We start from the raw sequence: 18,080 nt of genomic DNA on the forward strand, positions 1-18,080 counted from the left end.
TCCTGCGGATCCACGCCCGGGCGGACCGACCGGGAAGACATGCATCGTCGCGCCGAGATACGGCACCTGGCCAAAACGCGCATGGCCCGGGCGAGCCGGGCCATGCGCATGCAACGGAACGTCAACCATCACGGCTCACGCTTCCTCGAGCGCCTCTTCGGGACCGGCCGCGGCCGCCTTGCCCACCGGCACCAGCAGGCGTTCGCGCAGCTGCTTGTCGATCTCGTTGGCGATGGCCGGGTTGTCGCGCAGGAACTGGCGCACGTTCTCCTTGCCCTGGCCGATGCGGTCGCCGTTGTAGCTGTACCAGGCGCCGGACTTGTCGATCAGGTTCTGCGCCACGCCCAGCTCGATGATCTCGCCTTCGCGCGAGGTGCCCTCGCCGTACAGGATTTCGAATTCGCACTGGCGGAACGGCGGCGCCACCTTGTTCTTGACCACCTTGACGCGGGTTTCCGAGCCGATGATCTCGTCGCCCTTCTTCACCGCGCCGATGCGGCGGATGTCCAGGCGCACCGAGGCGTAGAACTTCAGCGCGTTGCCGCCGGTGGTGGTCTCGGGGCTGCCGAACATCACGCCGATCTTCATGCGGATCTGGTTGATGAAGATCACCAGGCAGCCGGACTTCTTGATGTTGGCGGTGAGCTTGCGCAGCGCCTGGCTCATCAGGCGCGCGTGCAGGCCGACGTGGGAGTCGCCCATTTCGCCCTCGATTTCCGCCTTCGGGGTGAGCGCGGCGACCGAGTCGACCACCACCATGTCCACCGCGCCCGAGCGCACCAGCATGTCGGCGATTTCCAGCGCCTGCTCGCCGGTGTCGGGCTGCGACACCAGCAGGTCGTCGACCTTGACGCCGAGCTTTTCCGCGTAGGTCGGATCGAGCGCGTGCTCGGCGTCGATGAACGCGGCAGTGCCGCCGGCGCGCTGGCAGCTGGCGATGGCCTGCAGGGTCATGGTGGTCTTGCCGGAGGACTCCGGGCCGTAGATCTCGACCACGCGGCCGCGCGGCAGGCCGCCGACGCCCAACGCGATGTCCAGGCCCAGCGAACCGGTGGAAACCGTCTCGATCGCCTCGTTGACGCGGTCACCCATCCGCATCACGGCGCCCTTGCCGAACTGCTTCTCGATCTGGCCGAGGGCGGAGGTGAGCGCCTTGCGCTTGTTGTCATCCATCGTTGGTATTCCGGTTGGGCGGTGAGTGGGAGGCATGATGCCCGGATCGAATCTCACGGGTTGCGATCATGCGGGCTCGGCCGCGCGCGGCAACGGGCCATGATCGGAACGTGCAGTATCCCACACTCGTCAAGCCGGTCCGGCAGCGCGCGGCGCCTCATTCCGTCAGGGTTTTCCGCAAGCCTTCGAGCGCCGCCGCCACGGTTTGCCGGCGCACGGCCTCGCGATCGCCGGAAAAATGGAACATCCGCGCATGGGCGTAACCGCCGCGGCGTTTCCAGCCGATCCAGACCGTACCGACGGGTTTGCCCGGCATGCCGCCGGTCGGGCCGGCGATGCCGGTCACCGCTACCGCCACGCCGGCACCGAAGCGCGCCAGCGCGCCGGCCACCATCTCCAGCACGGTCTCTTCGCTGACCGCGCCGGCATGCTCCAGCGTGCGCGGGTTGACCCCGAGCAGGGCCTCCTTGGCCTCGTAGCTGTAGGTGACCACGCCGGCGTCGAACCAGGCCGAACTGCCCGGCAGGTCGGTCAGCGTCTTGGCGATCCAGCCGCCGCTGCAGGATTCGGCCGTGACCAGCATCAAGCGGCAGCGCTGCACTTCCACGGCCACCTCACCGGCCAGCGCCAGCAGTTCGGCATCGGTGGGAACGGACGGCATATCCATACGGGGCTCCGGGGATGGGGCGTGGTCGTCGCCACGCGCGAACGGCACCGTTCTACCCGTTCCGCGCGACCACGCCAAGACGGCGAGTCGCACGTCGGCGCGAGCCATTCAGCGTGTCGAGGAGTCCACCGACTCGGGCCGCGACCGGGACGGCGGCTTTCCGGCATCCCGGGGGCGGACTGCCGGAATCTCGCCGCCCGCGTCGGCGCCGTGTCGGCCAAGCAGGGTTTCCATCTGCAGTTGCAGGTTTTTCAGCGCCACCGTGTGACGGTGAAGCGCGGCCATGATGGCCCACAGCAGCACGCCGTTGACAATGAGCAGGATGCCAAGACTGGTGAGGGTCATCGGTATGGTTCCCGGTTGCAGCAATCGCGGACGCGTGGCGTCGCTTGTGGACATGGAATGGTCGCTCACCCGTCCGGTGGCGCGACGGATGGCCGGCTCGGCAGAGCCTGCAGGGGATTCAAGCACATTCCAGGCCATGACCACCGTGCGCGCGTGCACGTCTCCCCTGATGACGGTCACCCTGCCGGTTGCGCAAGCGCACCGCGCCGCGAAATCCGACGCGCGCAGCGGGTCATCTGCGCGCAGCCGATACCCCGCGCAGGGATCAGGCGAGCCGTCAGTCGACGGCGGCGGCGTGCGCCATGCGGTCGGGCTGCAGCAGTTCGCGGTATACCGCCAGCGTGCGTTCGATGACGAGGCGTTCGTCGAAATTCGCCAGTACCTTGGCCCGCGCGGCGGCGCCCAGGCGGGCGGCCAGTTCGGGCGCATCGACCAGGCGGGCGATGGCGCGCGCCAACGCGGCGGCGTCATGCGGCGGAATCAGCAGGCCATCGACCTCGTTCGTCACTACCTCGCGGCAGCCCGGCATGTCGGTGGTGATCAACGGTCGCGCGCAGGCGGCGGCCTCGATCAGCGATTTCGGCAGGCCTTCGCGGTAGTACGTGGGCAGCGCCACGATGTCCACCGAACGGAACAGCTCGCTGGTGTCGTCCACGTGCCCCAGCCACTCGATCACGCCTTCCTCCACCCACTGTTGCAGCGTGGCTTCCGGCACCGCCGCCGGATTGCCCCGATCGGGCATGCCGGCGAGCAGGAAGCGGATGCGGCGGCCGGCCCCGCGCAGCAGGCGCGCCGCCTCGACGTATTCGGCCACCCCCTTGTCCCACAGCAGTCGCGCGGCCAGCAAAACGCACGGTTGCGGCCTGCGCGGACCGTCTGCGTTCGCGCGCGGACTGAACCGCGTGCAGTCCACACCCGAGCCCGGGATCAGGTCGATGCGATCGGCACCGATCAGGCCCGATTGCCGAAACATCACTTCGTCGTCCGGATTCTGCAGGATCAGCCGCGTACGCCGCCCGCGCATGGCCAGACGCAGCGCCGCGCGCACCACCGGCCGCAGGCAGCGCGCCTTGCGGTCGTTGCTGGCGAACACGTAGCCCAGCCCGGCCACCGCATTCACCCGCGCCGGCACGCCGGCGAACTGCGCGGCAAGCGAGCCGTACACCGCGCACTTGATCGTGAAGCCATGCATCAGCGCCGGGCGCTCGCGCCGGAACAGCCGCACCAGGCTCGCCAGCAGTTGCAGTTCGCGGGCGGGATTCAGGCTGCGCCGATCCATCCCTGCCAGCGGCTGCCAGCGCAGGCCAAGGCCGCGCAGCCGCTCGCCGTACGCGCCGGACGGCGACACCAGCAGCACCTCGTAGCCGCTGGACTGCGCGGCCAGCGCCAGTGAGCGGCGGAAGTTGTAGAGGTACCAGTCGGTGTTGGCGAAAAAGACGATCTTCACGGTGGGTATCGAGCCTCCTCAGTGTGCCTGCCTTTGCGCCAGCGGGTCGGCAGCGCTCGCCGTGCAGGACGCGCGCATCGCATGGATGGCGGCGGTGTACTGCGGAAAGTCGGCGGTGACCGGCGCGCCGCCATAGGGGCCGTCGGTCTGCCACGCGCTGCCGTAGCCGTAGATCCACACGTAGTCTTCCGCCGCGCTGTAGGCGGACCGCAGGTGCTCGGCGAATGCCTGCGACGTATCGCGGGCGGACTTGTCGGTGTAGGAATGCCCCAGCGGCCACAGTCCGGGAGCCACGCTGAGGCCGCTGCGACTGGCCTGTTCGGCGCCCATGAAGACGTCGTAGTTGCGCTGCGTCTGGCGTACCGGCGTGGCCATGTCCGAGCCGTCGTAGGTGACTTCGGTCGCAATCACCACATGCGCCCAGTTCGCCGACAGCAACCCGTGCAGGAACGGGATGGCCAGCGCATAGCCGCCATGCCAGAAATGACGCGAGGGGCCCGGATCGGTGCCGAACTTCGAGACCAGTTCGTCGAGCGGCGTGCGCGGATAGTTCTGGTGAAGCGCGTCCTTGATGACGACCAGGGTCATCTGCGGATAGGCCGCCCGCATGGCCTCGGCGATCGCGCTTGCCTCGGCCTGCACGGTGGCGGACAGCTCGCCGCTGTCGACCCAGGTCGGCTCGTACGGCTCCAGGTCGATCGCGATGCCCTTGAGCCCTGCATGCCGCGCCAGCGCCGCGGCGTGCGAGAAGTTCCGCACCACCTGTTTCAACCCATCCGGGTCATGCCAGTCGATCGGCTTGTACAACGCCACCTTGATGAAGTTGTCGGTCACGCCGTGGCGGGCATAGACGGACTGGAACAGGCCCAGTTGCCGCCACAACTTGCTGTCCGTGCGGGTGCCGACATCGTCCTGCCAGGAGGCCATGACGCGGTTGACGAAGAATCCCTGCACGCCGACCGTGTCGCCCCAATAGGCAGCCTGCCCGTCGGTCGCCTGGGTGTGGAAATTGGTGCCGTCGAACATCAGCAGTTTCGGGCAGCCTGCGCTGACGGGCCTGGCTGCGAACAGCAGCAGCGCGACCGCGCCGAGCAACGCCCGCGTTGCGCGCGGCGACGCATGCACCGCCCTCATGGCGCGGAACCCGGTGCGTCGGCTGCGCCGAACACGCCGGCCCGGTCGCGCCGGGAGCGCAACAGGAACACCATCTCCTGCGACAAGGCGGGCGCGATCCATATTTGCCGGAGCACCTCGAAATCCGCTGACAGCTCGGCATGCGCCTGCCCGACGCTGCAGAAGCACAGCGGGTCCCGCCCGCCGCCGAACACCGCCGCGCGCAGCTCACGCCGTTTCTTGTGGAAACCGGTTTCGATCCCGTACGAGACGATGGTGCAAGGCGCGATCCGGGCGAACTCGCGCAGCATCCGCCGGCGCAGACCCGAAGGCACGCGGTGCATCAGCCGCAGGCACACCACCACGTCGAACGACCCTTCGCGGAAACGCGCCAGGTCGGTCGCGTCCTCCACCTGGAAGCGCGCATCGGTGCAGCCGGCGCGAGCGTATTCGGCCTCGGCCAGTTTCAGCATGCTGGCGGAGATGTCCGAGGCCACCACGCGCGTGCCCCGCGCGGCGAAGATGCCGGCGAGCTTGCCGGTGCCTGCCGGCAGGTCCAGCGCGGTGCGGTGCGGCACCTGGTCGAGCAGGGTTTCGATGGCGCGCCGCTCGCGTCGTGCGACCAGCCGCGAGGGAAGATTGCGCCACCCTTTCGGCGACATGAACATCTGGTGGTAACGCCGCGCCGTATCGTCGTTCTGATAGAAGCCGCGGGTATCGCGCTCATAGTCAAAATTCATGGTTTGCGGCCCAGTGGTTGAGTTGCATGAAATAGCCGGCCAGATACGGTCGGCCAATGACCCGCCTGGCGCCCGCCATGTTGCGCAGCGCCTTCTGTGCAAAATGTCGACGCATGGCGATCGTCTCGCGCAGGAAATAAGTGAGCAGGGTGCCGTCGAGCAGGAAGCCGGCGGCATCCTCGTAGGCGGCGAGCAGGTCCTCCACGTCGAATCCCTGCCACAGCGTGACGCCGCCGCCCTGACCCCAGTTGATCATCAGCAGGGAGATCACGAACCGCGCCACGTCGTCCTCCGGCATGCCGAGGTAGACGTGCTGCGGGTCGAAGAACAACCAGTCCTCGCGCTCCTCGTCGTAGCGGAAATTGCGCACTTCGAAACCGCCGATGAAGAGCGTGCGCTCGCGTTCGCCGATGCGCCGTGCGACCTCCGCGTCGGGCACCAGGTAGCCGTTGTGCAGGTAGTCCTTGGCCGGGTAGCCGGCCGGATTCGAGCGCGCGCGATGCAATTGCGCCAGCACCACCATCGCCTTGCGCAAGGCTTGCGCTCGATGCCGCGCGCCGAAGGCACCGTGCTTCTGCTGCAGCATCGGGCGCAGGTCCGGCCCGGAGAGTCGCGGATAGACCACGCATGCATGGTCGAGCCGCAACGGCGTGCAGACGTGTTCGCTCAGCTCCCGCAGCAGCAGCGCGTCGGCGTACTCGCGGCCGGCCTTTTCCATGCACGTCGGGTCCAGCCAGTCGCGCAGCGGGTCGTCGCTGCGGCGGAATATCTTGTAGAAGCGGTCCGCCGACGAGGCCACCCAGGATTCCTTGCGTGGCGTGAAGGCAAGCTCGGCGAGCCACCCCGCGGAGCCGGTCGGCGGCACCCGTTCGCACGCTGTGTTCTGTCCGTTCATGTCGTCAGCTCGCCGTGCCACGTCAAAAGCCCGCCGGCGCGTGCGTGCCGCACGCGTTCGCGACCGCATCGCGCGGGTGCGCGTCCGGCTGCCGGGTTTCCCGCAGCCAGGCCTGGAACATCAGCACGTCCCACAGCCGGCCGCCCTCGTGCACCCGCCCCGCCAGGTGGTCGACGAACATCGCGCGCACGTATTCGGGTTCGAAGTAACCCTCCTCGCGCAACCGTGCCGGTTCCAGCAGCGCTTCGGCCCACTCGCGCAGCGGCCCGCGCAGCCACTCGCCCATCGGCACGCCGAAGCCCTTCTTGGGGCGGTCAATCAGCGCGCGCGGCACGTGCCGGTACAGCACCTGGCGCAACAGCCACTTGCCCTCGCCGCCGCGCACTTTCTGCCGCATCGGCACGCGCCAGGCGAACTCGGCCACGCGGTGATCCAGCAGCGGCACGCGCGCCTCCAGGCTCACCGCCATGCTGGCGCGATCGACCTTGGTCAGCACGTCGCCCGGCAGGTAGCTGACCAGGTCGCTGTACATCATCCGCTCGAACACCTCCCGCACCTGCGGCCCCAGCTCGGGGTGGCTCAGCCCGGTCGGCGGCTCCTCGCCGTGCAGCACCACGCGGGCGGGATCGCGCAAATGCGACATCAGCAGGCGATAGCGCTGCTCCTGTGGCCCGGCGTCGAGCATGCTGGCGAGCACGCCGATCTTGGAGCGCGGCCGCTTCAGGCGGATGCGCGCCGGTACGCAGCGATTGGCGCCGGCGAGCAGCGACTCGTAGAGACCGGCGCGATGCGACAGCGAGCGCGCGAGCCGCCGCTGCAACCCCGCCGGTATCCAGTCCAGGCCGCGCTCGATCGCGCGCGCCTTGAAATAGCGCTCGTAACCGCCGAACAACTCATCGCCGCCGTCACCGGAGAGACTCACCGTCACCTGGCGCCGAGCCAGCCGCGACAGCAGGTAGGTCGGTATCTGCGAGGAATCGGAGAACGGCTCGTCGAACATCGACGGCAACTTCGGCACCACGTCCAGCGCGTCGCGCGCGGTCACGTACAACTCGTGGTGCTCGGTGCCAAGGTGTTCGGCCACGGCGCGGGCGTAACCCGCTTCGTCGTAGCCCTTCTCGTGGAAGCCGATGGAGAAGGTCTGCACCGGCCGCATCGACTGCGCCTGCATCAGCGCCACCACCAGCGAGGAATCCACGCCGCCGGAGAGGAACGCGCCCAGCGGCACGTCGGCCTCCATGCGCAGGCCGACCGCGTCGAGCAGGAGTTTCTCCAGCTCGTCGGCGGCCGCGGCGTCGGACAGGTGCAGGCGATCGGCCACGCCGGCCTGCGCGACCTCGCGGGCCGACCAGTAGACTTGCGCCCGCGTGGCGAGCGTCGACGCGTCGACGCGCGAGGCGGCCATCCCCTGGTCCACGCTCAGCCAGGTGCCCGGCAGCAGCTTGCGGATGCCCCGGTAGATGGCGTGCGGTGCGCCGATGTAGTTATGCCGCAGCAGCAGGCACAGCGCGTCGCGGTCGACCGGGTTGGCGAACCGCGGGCAGCGCCGCAGCGCCTTCAGCTCGGAGCCGAACACGAACAGCGAACCCACCCAGCCGTAATAGAGCGGCTTGATGCCGAGCCGGTCGCGCACCAGGGCGAGCGTGCGCTCGCGGCGATCCCACAACGCGAAAGCGAACATGCCCACGAAGCGCCTGACCGCCGCTTCCAGCCCCCATTGCTCGATCGCCGCCAGCATCACCTCCGTGTCCGAGCGCCCGCGGAACGTCGCGCCGAGCGGCGTCAGCTCGCGGCGCAGGCGGTGATGGTTGTAGACCTCGCCGTTGAACACGATCACGTAGCGTCCACTGGCCGAAGTCATCGGCTGGTGGCCACCCGGTGTCGGGTCGATCACCGAAAGACGCCGATGGCCGAGCGCCACGCCTGCCGCGGCATCCTGGAAATGACCGTCGTCGTCCGGGCCGCGATGGCTCAGCGCGTCGGTCATGCGCCGCACGATGGCGCCGCCGTCTTCGGCGGTGAAGGCGTGGGAGGCATCCCAGAAGCCGGCTATTCCGCACATGCTTGTCGCTCCTGCACGATGGACGAATACAGATCGGCGTAACGCCGCGTGCGCAGCCTGGCCGTGTAGTTGTCGACGATGCGCTGGCGCGCGCGCAGACCCAGTTGCTGCCGCTCGCGCGGCGACAGCGCGGCCAGGCTGGCCCAGCCGGCGCAGAGCGCGGCGGAATCGCGCGCCGGCACCACCACACCGGTATCGGCCACGATCAGCGGCACATCGCCCACGTCGGTGGCCACGCACGGCACGCCGCAGGCCATCGCCTCGGCCACCGCATTGGGGAAGGCCTCGCCGCGCGAGGCCAGGGTGGCGATGTCGAACGCCGCGTTGATCGCGGGGATGTCCTGGCGCCGGCCGAGCAGGCGCACATGGGTGCGCAATTGCAAGGCGTCGACCTGGCTGGCGAGTTCCGCATTCGCGGCGGTCGCGCCGTCGCCGACCAGCACGAACACGCTGTCGGGATGGCTTTCCCGGAACAGCTTCGCTGCGTGCAGGAAGTTGCCGTGATCCTTGGTCGGATGCACGCGCGCCACCATGCCGATCACCAGGCCATCGCCCGGCACCGCCAGCTCCTCGCGGATGCGCGCGCGCGCCGCCGGGTCCGGCACCAGCACGCCGGTGTCGTAACCGTTGGGAATCACCACCGTGCGCAAGCGGCTGAAGCCGTAGTCCTCGTGCTGCGAGGCGCTGAGCTGGGAGGCATACAGCACGCAGCTGGGCCGCGTCGAGAACACCGCGTTGAGGCGGATCACCACGCGCGTCAGCGGCTTGTCGGTGGCCAGGTCGGTCAGTGAATGGTGCACGCTCCACAGGTGCGGCACGGACTGCCCCCACAGCGCCAGCGAGGTGAGCAGGTGCGCGTGGTACATCCAGGCATGGACCAGGTCGGCCGACTCGTGCGCCAGCAATCGCCGCAGCCGCATCACGTCGCCGGGGCCGGCGCGGCCGGGCCGGATGCCCATGTGGTGCACCCGGGCAGATTCGGCCAGGCGCGCGCTCAGCGTCCCCTCGCCGCCCAGCACCACCACCGCATGCCGGTACGCCGGGGCGGGCAATGATTCGAGCAGGCGACACAGCGCGATCTCGGCGCCGCCGGCGTTCAACCCGGTGATGACGTGGCAGATCTTCACGCCGGCACCCCCACGCGGGGCGACGCCAACCACCGCGTCACCGCGAGCTCGCGTTTCTCCAGCGCCTGCCGCGCAAGCATGAAGCTGATGACGAGGATGATCGTCGGGCTTTCCAGCAGGTTGTGCGAGAAGAAGCTGGCGATCACCAGTTGCAACACCAGCACGCGCTGCAGCCCCGACGTGGCCCGCCACAACACGACCAGCAAGGCCAGGTAGAAAGCCAGCCCGAACACGCCGCCCTCGACCAGGAAACGCAGGTACATGTCGTGCGGCCCGACCGGAAACGCCCACTCGTAGACATAGCCGCTGCCATGCCCGAACAGCGGGCTTTGCGCCGCCTCGTGCAGCGAGAACCAGACCAGGTCCATGCGGGTGGCAGCCGAATCGCCCGACAGCGAGGAGCCGCCCACGCCCATGCGCGCCAGCGTGTTCGGATCGAGATAGCGGGCGAACGACGTGCCGGCCAGCAGTTCGCCCAGCTCGCCGCTGAACAGGGACAGCAGAATGCCGATGCCGGCCAGCGTGGACAGCGTCATCACGGCGAGCTTCCACTTCGCGCCGTGTGTGCGATCGTGCCGGCCCAGCCAGATCAGCGCCACGCCCCACATGATCCACGCCGATCGCGAGAACGTGACCAGCACGCCGACGCCGCAGACCAGCACGAACAGCCAGCGCAAGCGCGCCGGCACGCTGTCCATGCCGCACAACATCACCAGCGCGAGCGCATAGCCGGCCACGTTGGGGTTGATGTACAGCCCGGCCGCGCGCCCGGGCACGTTGGAGAACCGCGGATGGATGAAATCGAGCAGGTTCATGCCGGCGGCGAACAGGGCCAGCAGCAGGAACATCCCGCCCAGCATGTGCAACCGCCGCGGATGCACCATCAGCGTGGCGAACGCCATGCCGATCGCCGCCATCTCGATCAGCGTGATCAGCGCCTGCAACGCGGTATGGCTCTGCGAGGACTGCAGGAAGATCAGCACGCCATACACGATGTAGAGCAGCAGCCAGATGACGAAGCGACGCGTGCCGCCGTCGCGCAGGATGGCCAGCGACTGCGCCGCCGCGCCCTGGGCCACCGCATAGAAGGCGGCAAAGCCGATCACCGCCACGTAGGAATAGAGCGGCTTGAGGCCGCGCGTGGTGAACAGGAAATCGCTGGCATCGCTGCCGAACCACAACACGAAGGCTGCCAACAGGAGGTCCACCGGCGTGCGCGGCAGGAAGCGGGCGTTCATGACGTCGCCCCGCCCAGCGTGCAGTGGCGACGATGCACCTCTTCCAGCACGCGCTCCGAATGGCCGACCAGCCGCGCAGTGCTGAACTGGTCGACGACGCGCGCGCGTGCAGCGTGCGCCGCCGCGAACGGATCGCGCGCCATCCGCTCGCGCATCCGCGCGATGCCGTCGCGCAGCGCCACCGGGTCACCGGCCGGCACGACGATGCCGGTGTCCCCCACCAGATCTGCCGAATCGCCGACGTCGGTGACCACGCACGGCCGTCCGCACGCCATCGCCTCGGCGACCACGTTCGGAAAGCCTTCGCCGCGCGAGGAGGACGCCAGGATGTCGATCGCGCTGTAGGCCGCGGCCATGTCCTCGCACGGGCCGGCCCAGACCAGGCGCTCGGCCAGCCCCAGCCCGCGCGCCAGTGCCTGCAGTTGCTCGGCGTAACCCGCATCGCCGCCGCCGACGCAGACGAAACGCCAGCGCGCATCGTGCGCCAGCCCCGCGATCGCCTGCAGGAAGGTCGGGTGGTCCTTCATCGGATCGAGCCGCCCGACCAGCCCCACCAGCAGCGCAGTGTCGGGCACCTCCCACGCGCGCCGCATCCGCGCGCGCGAGGCCGCGTCGAAGCGGAAGTGTCCGGTGTCGATGCCGTTGGCGATCACCACCAGCCGGTCGGCGGGATAACCCTGCGCACCATGCAGCGTGGAGCCGGCGCGGGAGTTGAAGATGATCCGGTCCGCGCGGCGCGCCATGCGGCAACTCAGCGCAAAGGTGGCGCGCGACATCCAGTCGTAGCGCTGCCGGTCGATGAACGAGGAGCGCACGCCCCAGACCACGCGCGAACCCGGGCTGGCCAGCGGCGCGAACAGCGACAGCAGATTGCCGACGGTGAGGTAGCCGTGCACGATGTCCGGCCGGTACCCGCGCAAGGCGCGCGCCAGGCGCCACAGGAAACCGGCCACGTCCCAGCGCCCGCGCTTGTGCAGGTCGATGATCGGCACGCCGCCGCGCTCCAGCTCGTGCTGGAACGGGCCGCCGGCGTAGAAGCAGGCCACCGCCACCTCCCAGCCGTCGCGGCGCAGGCCGATCGCCAGCGTCGCCAGCTGCCGCTCGGCGCCGCCACGGCCGAGCGAACGGATCAGGAACAGCACGCGCGGCTTGCGCGCGTCGTCCGCGCCGTTCGACGGCACAGTCGCGCGCACGCGCACCGGGCACTGCGCCGCCACGCGCGTCACCAGCGACTGCCAGCGGGCGAACACCGAGGCCAGCGAATGGTTGTGGCGCACCTCGATGGCGCGTGCGCCAAGGCGCCGCCGCAGCGCCTCGTCGTGCATCAGCGTGCCGAGCCCGGCGGCCAGCGCGGGCGCATCGGCCACCGGCACCAGCCAGCCGTTGGTGCCGTGCTCGATGATCTCGCGCGGACCGGTCTCGCAATCGGTGCTGACGCAGGCCAGGCCCAGCGACATCGCCTCCAGCAGCACATTGGGCATGCCCTCGAAACGCGAGGAGAGCACGAAGATGTCGGCCTCGCGCATCGCACCGGCGAGGTCGTCGTCGAACCCGGCCAGCTCCACGCTGGCGCCGAGGCCGAGCCGGTCGATCTGTTCGTTCAGCGCCGCACGCATCGAGCCTTCGCCGGTGATGCGCAGGCGCCAGTGCGGGTGCGTCGCGGCGAGCGTGGCCCAGGCGCCGATCAGGATGTCGAAACCCTTCTGCGCCTCCAGCCGGCCGGACGCCAGCACGATGCGCCCTGGCCCGCGCGGGGTCCGACGCGCGCCGGCCAGCGGCAGCTCGCGTACCGGGTTGGGGATCACCTCGACCGGACGTTGCAGGCGCGCCTCCAGGTCGTCGGCGCCGCGACGCGTCTGCGCCACCACGGCGGCGGCGCGACGGCAGAGCACGCGGTACAGGAGCCGCCAGGGCGCTCGCGGCGGATGCGCCGCGACGAACACCCGCTCCGAAACGATCACCGGCACGCGCCAGCCGGTGACGGCAAGCACCACCATCAGGTTGGTGGTAGTGGTGAAGCTGACGATGACATCAGGCCGCGCCGCGCGCAGCGCATGGCGCAGCGCGCGCAGCCGCAGCACATTGCTGCGCAGCGCCACCAACGCATGCGGCGAGGGCGCCGCCACGTCCAGCCCCACCCGCTGCACCGCCGCGTGCAGCGGGTACTTGTCGCCATGGCTGCGCGCCAGCGTGATCAGGGTCACGGCCGCGCCGTCGGCCACCCACGCATTGGCCAGCGTGGCCATCACGCGCTCGGCGCCGCCGCCGCCCATCGTCGGAATGACCAGCGCCACCCTCATCGCGGCACCCCCTTTGCCGGTACGCCGAAGATCGACGGATCGATGCCCAGTCGCGCGCGCGCCGCGCGCCATGCCAGAGCGCGCCAGACCAGCAGCGACGCCACTGCGCCGATCGCCGCGCCGGTCGCGCCGAGGCTGGGCACCAGCAGCCATGCCACCGCCGCATTGGCGGCCACGCCCACCAGCACCAGCATCGAGGCCCGCCGCTGGAACCTGGTCATCGACAACATGAAGCCGACCTCGCCCAGCGACGTGGTGGCGCAGTAGCCGCACAGCAGGATCAGCAACGGCACATAGGCCGCGTCGAAGCCCGGGCCGAACAGCCCCAGCAACCAGTGCCCGGCGACGCCGAAGCCCAGGCTCACGGCGAGCGCGCCGGCGAAGGAGAAACGCGCGGCGCGGGTGGCCACCAGCTGCAGGCCGCCCATGTCGTGCGCGTCGTAGCGCTCGGCGATCATCGGCGCGAGCACCACGTTGGCCGCGCTCTGGGCGAACAGCGCAAAGCCGGCCATGCGCACCGCGGCGTAATACGGGCCGACGTCGCCAGGACCCATCAGCGCGCCCAGGATGAGCACGTCCAGGCGGCTGCCGGAAACCACGATGATCGACAGCATCGACATCTGCGAGCCGACGACCAGCCAGCGGCGGATCTCGTACGCGGGCGCCGCCGCCCTGCCCTGCTCGGGCCAGCTGCGCTGCAAGTGCCGCGCCGAGCCGGCCAGCGCCAGCGCCGCGGCTGCCAGCGACGCCGCCGCCGCCCACGGCGCGTCGATCTCGCGCACGCTCAACACCAGCACGCCCAGCAACACGATCAGCAGCAGCGGACGCCCCAGCGTCTGGTACAGCCCGCTGACCACCGGTCGCTTGAACGCCCGGTGCAACGCCCCGCTCTGCTGCAGCTGGGTCAACACCGGCAGCATCGCGAAGCCGATGTAGAAGGTGTGCCGCCAGCTCGCACTCTGATTCGCGCCGAGCACGTGCACCACCACGCAGCCGCCCAGCGCGATGCAGCAGCTGGTGGCCAGCACGATCATGCCCACGCCCCGCCGCAGGCCGTGCACCTTGCCCCACGCGCCCTCGCGGATATAGGACGGCAGCAACCGGATCATGCTGATGTCCTGGCCGGCCTGCGCGATCACCGCCAGCACGCTGACCCAGCTGAACATCAGCGCGTAGACGCCGAACTCGTGCCGCCCGATGACCCGCGCCATCACCAGGTTGGCCAGAAAGCTCAGCCCGGTGCCGCCGACGGTGACGAGGAACGCACCGGAGGCGCCGCGCTTGAGCAGCTGCAAGCTGGACGCGTGCAGTGCCGGCAGCGAGCCGATCGTGCGGGCGGCGGCGGTGTCATTCATGGCTTCCACCGAGGCATCCCTGGACGCGCTCACGAGGCGGACGCCCGCGCCAGCAGCGCATCGAGCGTGCGCGCGGCCTCGTCGGCGCCGTACCAGTCCAAGCCGGCGTCCGCCTGCGACGGCTGCCGTTCCAGGCTGCGCAGCGCGTGCACGCAGTGGAAGGCGATCAGGCGTCGATTGGCTTCGTTGCGCGAGCGTCCCAGCTCGCCCATCAACCGTTGTTCGAGTCCCTGCGCCCGCGCGGCCGGCGCATCGCCGCCCAGCCGCGCCACCGCGTCGAGCAGGCAGATCAGGTCGTGGTCGGCCGGATACGCGGCGCCGGCGTATTCCCAGTCGAAGACGCACAGGCGGCTGTCCTGCCGGAAGCAGTTGACCGGCGTGAAGTCGCCATGGGCCAGGCCGCGGGATGCGATCAGCGATGGCTCCGCCGCCAGCACCGCCATCGCGCGATCCAGGCGTTGTCGCCACGGCGGCGCCAGAGCGTCACCGAGTTGCGCAAGGCGTGCGCTCCATTCGTCCAGCAGCGAGGCTCCGCTGCGAGCCCATGACGACGCCGTGCGCGCAGCGAGTTCCTGCAGGAAATCCAGGTGCAAGGCATCGAGGTCGGTCAGGCAGCGGGCGGCAGGCGTCCGCACCGCATCGGTGGCGAGGATCGCGGTGCCGCCGCGCACTTCACTGCGCAACACGCAGGGCAGCCACGCCGAGCGCAGGTCCATCGCCGCAAGCAGGCGCAACACCTGCGCTTCGCGCTGAAGCAGCACCTGCACCGCCGGCACGAGCGACACCTTCGCGTAGGCGCGAATGTGGCCGGCGTCGTCCATCAGCTGCACGCTCAGCTTGCGATGCGGGCCGGGCGTGCCGGTCAGGAAGGCGCCGTGGCGGGCACCGGCATCCGCCATGCGCGCCAGGTCGCCCACCCCGGAAACATGCACCTTGTGCGGCAACAGCGGCCCCAGTCCCAGCCGCGCGCCGACGCTGGCCACGCCCTTGACCGCGCGCGGCACCCACCGCACCGGCTGCACCAGGGCCAGCGCACCGGTGCTGACCGCACGCGGACGCAGCGGCAGCAGGAAGAACCGCGAACCGGTGCGGCCGGACAACACGCCGTACGGCGCGGAGCCGGCATGCGGTTGCGTGCGCACGCGCAGGCCGACCGCCTCCATCTCCCGCACCGCCGCGCGGAAAGACGTATCCGCGCCGAAACCCGGCCGACGGCGCGAGCCGGACCCGTCGCGGTTCGACGGCCGCGGCACCGGCTCAGCCAAGTCGCTGATCTCGGCGCGGATCATTGGGCAAAGCCGTATCCGAGGAACCCGTAGGTGGAAAAGCCGTTGCTTCGCTTCTCCATGCCGTTGAACACCACGCCCTTGATCGACACGCCAGCCTGGCGGAAGCGCTGTATGGCCAGCTCGACCTCGCGCGACTGGTTGAGCCCGTAGCGCACCACCAGCAGGCTGGTGCCCACGTGATGGCCGATGATGGCCGCGTCGGTCACCGCCAGGATCGGCGGGCTGTCGATCACCACCAGGTCATAGGCCGGCGAAAGCCGCCGCAGCAGCGCGCCGAAGTACGGCTGCATCAGCAGCTCCGACGGATTGGACGGCTTGCTGCCGCGCGGGATGAAATCCAGCTCGCCGCCCAGGCCGGTGATCGGGCGGATGGCTTCAGCCACCTCCAGCTCGCCGGCCAGCAGCTCGGACAGGCCGCCGTCCGCGCGCACGCCGAGTACCTGGTGCAGGTCGCCATCGCGCATGTTGGCGTCGATCAGCAACACGCGCAGGCCCGCCTGCGCATTGACCGCCGCGAGGTTGGACGAGACGAAGGTCTTGCCTGCCTGCGAGCTGGAGCCGCAGACCATCAAGCGGTTGTCGCTGGCGCCGAGCTGGGTGAAGCGCATGCTGGTGCGCAGGCTGCGCATGGCCTCGGACGCCACGTCGTCGGGGGCCGCCAGCGCCAGCAGCGCGGAGCGTCCCTTGCCGAGCAGGCGCCGACGATGCTGCGACAGCTCGATCTGCTGCTCGCTCAACGGAATCGCGGAATACACCTCCACGCCGAGCTGTTCGATCTCGGCGGGGTCTTCCAGGCCGCGCCGGAACATCTGCTGCAAGAAGATGTACGCCACCGCCAGGAACCCGCCGAGAAAGGCGCAGCCCATCAGGGTGAGCAGCTTGCGCGGCTTGGCCGGGTGGGTGATATCGACCGAAGGCACATCCACCACGCGCGCGGTGCCCACCGTGCCCGCCTGCGCCAGTTCGAGTTGCTGCGCCTCGTTGAGCAGCCCGGTATAGGTGTTGTTGAGCACTTGCACGTCGCCGGTCAGGCGCAGCAGTTGGCGCTGCGTGTCGGGGAACGTGGTCATCCGCTTGTCGATCGCTGCGCGCTGCGCCTGCAGCTGCCCGATCTGCTGCATGATCGCCTTGTAGGCCGGATGCTGCGGCGTGTACAGGCGCTGCACCTCCGCCTTCTGGATGTTGAGCTGGTCGATGTTGTTGTTGATCGTGGCCATCTCGCTCAGCAGCGTCTGCGTCTGCATCGGCACATCCACCGAATGGGCCTTGAGCTGGAACGCGGCCAGCGCGGCCTGGGCGTCGGCCAGCTTCTTCTTGACGTCGGGCAGTTGCTGCTGCACGAACTTCAGGCTGCTGGATGCCTGGGCCGAATTGCGCCCCACGTTCTGCGCGAGGAACGCGCTGACCACGTGCTCGAGCACCTTGACCGCCTGGTGCGGATCGGCGCTGTCATAGGCCAGCGAGATGATGTTGGAGCCCTGCACCGGCTGGCTGGTCGAGATCGCCTGCTGGATGCCGGCGATCGTGGTCACCTCGTCGTTGCGCACCACGTGGAAGCGCATGCCGGGGTTGGCGCGCATGCTCTTGACCAGCATGGTCACGCCCGACCCGCTCGACACGCGTCCGACATGGCCCTGCAGCAACTGCATCCCCGGCGAGAACGGCACGTCGCTGTCCTCGGTGAGCACATAGCTGCCGTCCGGGCCGGCGGTCAGTGTCATGTCCTCCCCCAGCAACCGGTCGGGCACGTTCAGCTGCGGCATGTCCAGGTGCGCGCCGCCCCATCCGTACCCGTTCAGCCCGAACCAGGGCGCGTTGACCTCGTTGCCCGAGGTCAGGTCGTGCAACCGGGCGACCAGACCGCCGATCACCGGCACGCGATAGGGACTGGTGTCGATATAGAGATGCAGGTTGCGCACCGCCTCGCCGACCACCGATTGCGCGGTGAGGATCGCCTTGGCGTCCGCCGCCGCGGGGCTCGACGGGCTGCTTTGCTGCGTGCCCAGGTTCAATCCGGGCAAGCTCGGCGCCTGCTCCACCTGCACCATCGCCTTGGCCTCGTACTGCGGCGTCGCCACCAGCAGGTAGGCGAGCCCGATCGCCAGGGCGCCCAGGGTCGCCTTGATGATGAGCCATTTGTGGTCCAGCAAGGTGCCCACCAAGGCACGGGGATCGATCTCGTCGTCGGGCTGGATCTGGATCGCGGGACCACTGATGGCTTTCACGGGACTCTCTCCGGAACGAAGCTGGATACGCGGACGCCACGGCGGACGGCCATGCCCGGGAACCGGCATTCGCCGGCATCGGCGACGCGATTACCCGGGCGCAT

At 69.6% G+C, this 18,080-nt stretch carries 14 protein-coding genes; all 14 read right to left on the reverse strand.

Annotated elements, in window-relative coordinates; translation table 11 throughout:
- Positions 1-135: 135 nt before the first annotated feature.
- On the reverse strand, positions 136-1,173 hold the full coding sequence (gene recA, locus ACFCQI_RS01290; RefSeq protein ID WP_395119580.1) for a recombinase RecA: 1,038 nt from the start codon (positions 1,171-1,173) through the stop codon (positions 136-138).
- Between the two features lie 157 nt (positions 1,174-1,330).
- On the reverse strand, positions 1,331-1,840 hold the full coding sequence (locus ACFCQI_RS01295) for a CinA family protein (protein WP_395119581.1): 510 nt from the start codon (positions 1,838-1,840) through the stop codon (positions 1,331-1,333).
- 108 nt (positions 1,841-1,948) lie between these two features.
- Positions 1,949-2,185, reverse strand: a complete 237-nt coding sequence (locus ACFCQI_RS01300) for a hypothetical protein (RefSeq protein WP_395119582.1) — start codon at positions 2,183-2,185, stop codon at positions 1,949-1,951.
- A gap of 277 nt (positions 2,186-2,462) precedes the next feature.
- Complete coding sequence (locus ACFCQI_RS01305; protein WP_395119583.1) at positions 2,463-3,632, reverse strand: glycosyltransferase family 4 protein; 1,170 nt, start codon at positions 3,630-3,632, stop codon at positions 2,463-2,465.
- An 18-nt stretch (positions 3,633-3,650) separates the two neighbouring features.
- Positions 3,651-4,766, reverse strand: coding sequence for a hypothetical protein (locus ACFCQI_RS01310; protein WP_395119584.1), 1,116 nt, complete (start codon positions 4,764-4,766; stop codon positions 3,651-3,653).
- The gene (locus ACFCQI_RS01315; RefSeq protein ID WP_395119585.1) at positions 4,763-5,485 is read right to left on the reverse strand and encodes a class I SAM-dependent methyltransferase; all 723 of its coding nucleotides are present in this window, start codon (positions 5,483-5,485) and stop codon (positions 4,763-4,765) included. Before ACFCQI_RS01315 ends, ACFCQI_RS01310 begins: the two co-directional genes overlap by 4 nt.
- Positions 5,475-6,380 (reverse strand): hypothetical protein, encoded by a 906-nt coding sequence (locus ACFCQI_RS01320; protein ID WP_395119586.1) that lies wholly within the window; start codon positions 6,378-6,380, stop codon positions 5,475-5,477. The genes ACFCQI_RS01315 and ACFCQI_RS01320 overlap by 11 nt, the downstream gene beginning before the upstream one ends.
- Positions 6,381-6,402: 22 nt before the next feature.
- Positions 6,403-8,442, reverse strand: coding sequence for an asparagine synthase (glutamine-hydrolyzing) (gene asnB / locus ACFCQI_RS01325; RefSeq protein WP_395119587.1), 2,040 nt, complete (start codon positions 8,440-8,442; stop codon positions 6,403-6,405).
- Positions 8,430-9,569: a glycosyltransferase family 4 protein gene (locus ACFCQI_RS01330; RefSeq protein ID WP_395119588.1), complete on the reverse strand. Its 1,140-nt coding sequence runs from the start codon at positions 9,567-9,569 to the stop codon at positions 8,430-8,432. Before ACFCQI_RS01330 ends, asnB begins: the two co-directional genes overlap by 13 nt.
- Complete coding sequence (locus ACFCQI_RS01335; protein ID WP_395119589.1) at positions 9,566-10,807, reverse strand: O-antigen ligase family protein; 1,242 nt, start codon at positions 10,805-10,807, stop codon at positions 9,566-9,568. The genes ACFCQI_RS01330 and ACFCQI_RS01335 overlap by 4 nt, the downstream gene beginning before the upstream one ends.
- Positions 10,804-13,107, reverse strand: coding sequence for a glycosyltransferase (locus ACFCQI_RS01340; protein WP_395119590.1), 2,304 nt, complete (start codon positions 13,105-13,107; stop codon positions 10,804-10,806). The genes ACFCQI_RS01335 and ACFCQI_RS01340 overlap by 4 nt, the downstream gene beginning before the upstream one ends.
- Positions 13,104-14,462, reverse strand: a complete 1,359-nt coding sequence (locus tag ACFCQI_RS01345) for a lipopolysaccharide biosynthesis protein (protein WP_395119591.1) — start codon at positions 14,460-14,462, stop codon at positions 13,104-13,106. Before ACFCQI_RS01345 ends, ACFCQI_RS01340 begins: the two co-directional genes overlap by 4 nt.
- Positions 14,463-14,491: 29 nt before the next feature.
- Positions 14,492-15,751, reverse strand: a complete 1,260-nt coding sequence (locus ACFCQI_RS01350; protein ID WP_395119592.1) for a phosphotransferase family protein — start codon at positions 15,749-15,751, stop codon at positions 14,492-14,494.
- Positions 15,748-17,976, reverse strand: coding sequence for a polysaccharide biosynthesis tyrosine autokinase (locus ACFCQI_RS01355; protein ID WP_395119593.1), 2,229 nt, complete (start codon positions 17,974-17,976; stop codon positions 15,748-15,750). The genes ACFCQI_RS01350 and ACFCQI_RS01355 overlap by 4 nt, the downstream gene beginning before the upstream one ends.
- Positions 17,977-18,080: the final 104 nt, after the last annotated feature.

This window comes from Rhodanobacter sp. FW102-FHT14D06 (genome assembly GCF_043950705.1).
Lineage (GTDB): Bacteria > Pseudomonadota > Gammaproteobacteria > Xanthomonadales > Rhodanobacteraceae > Rhodanobacter.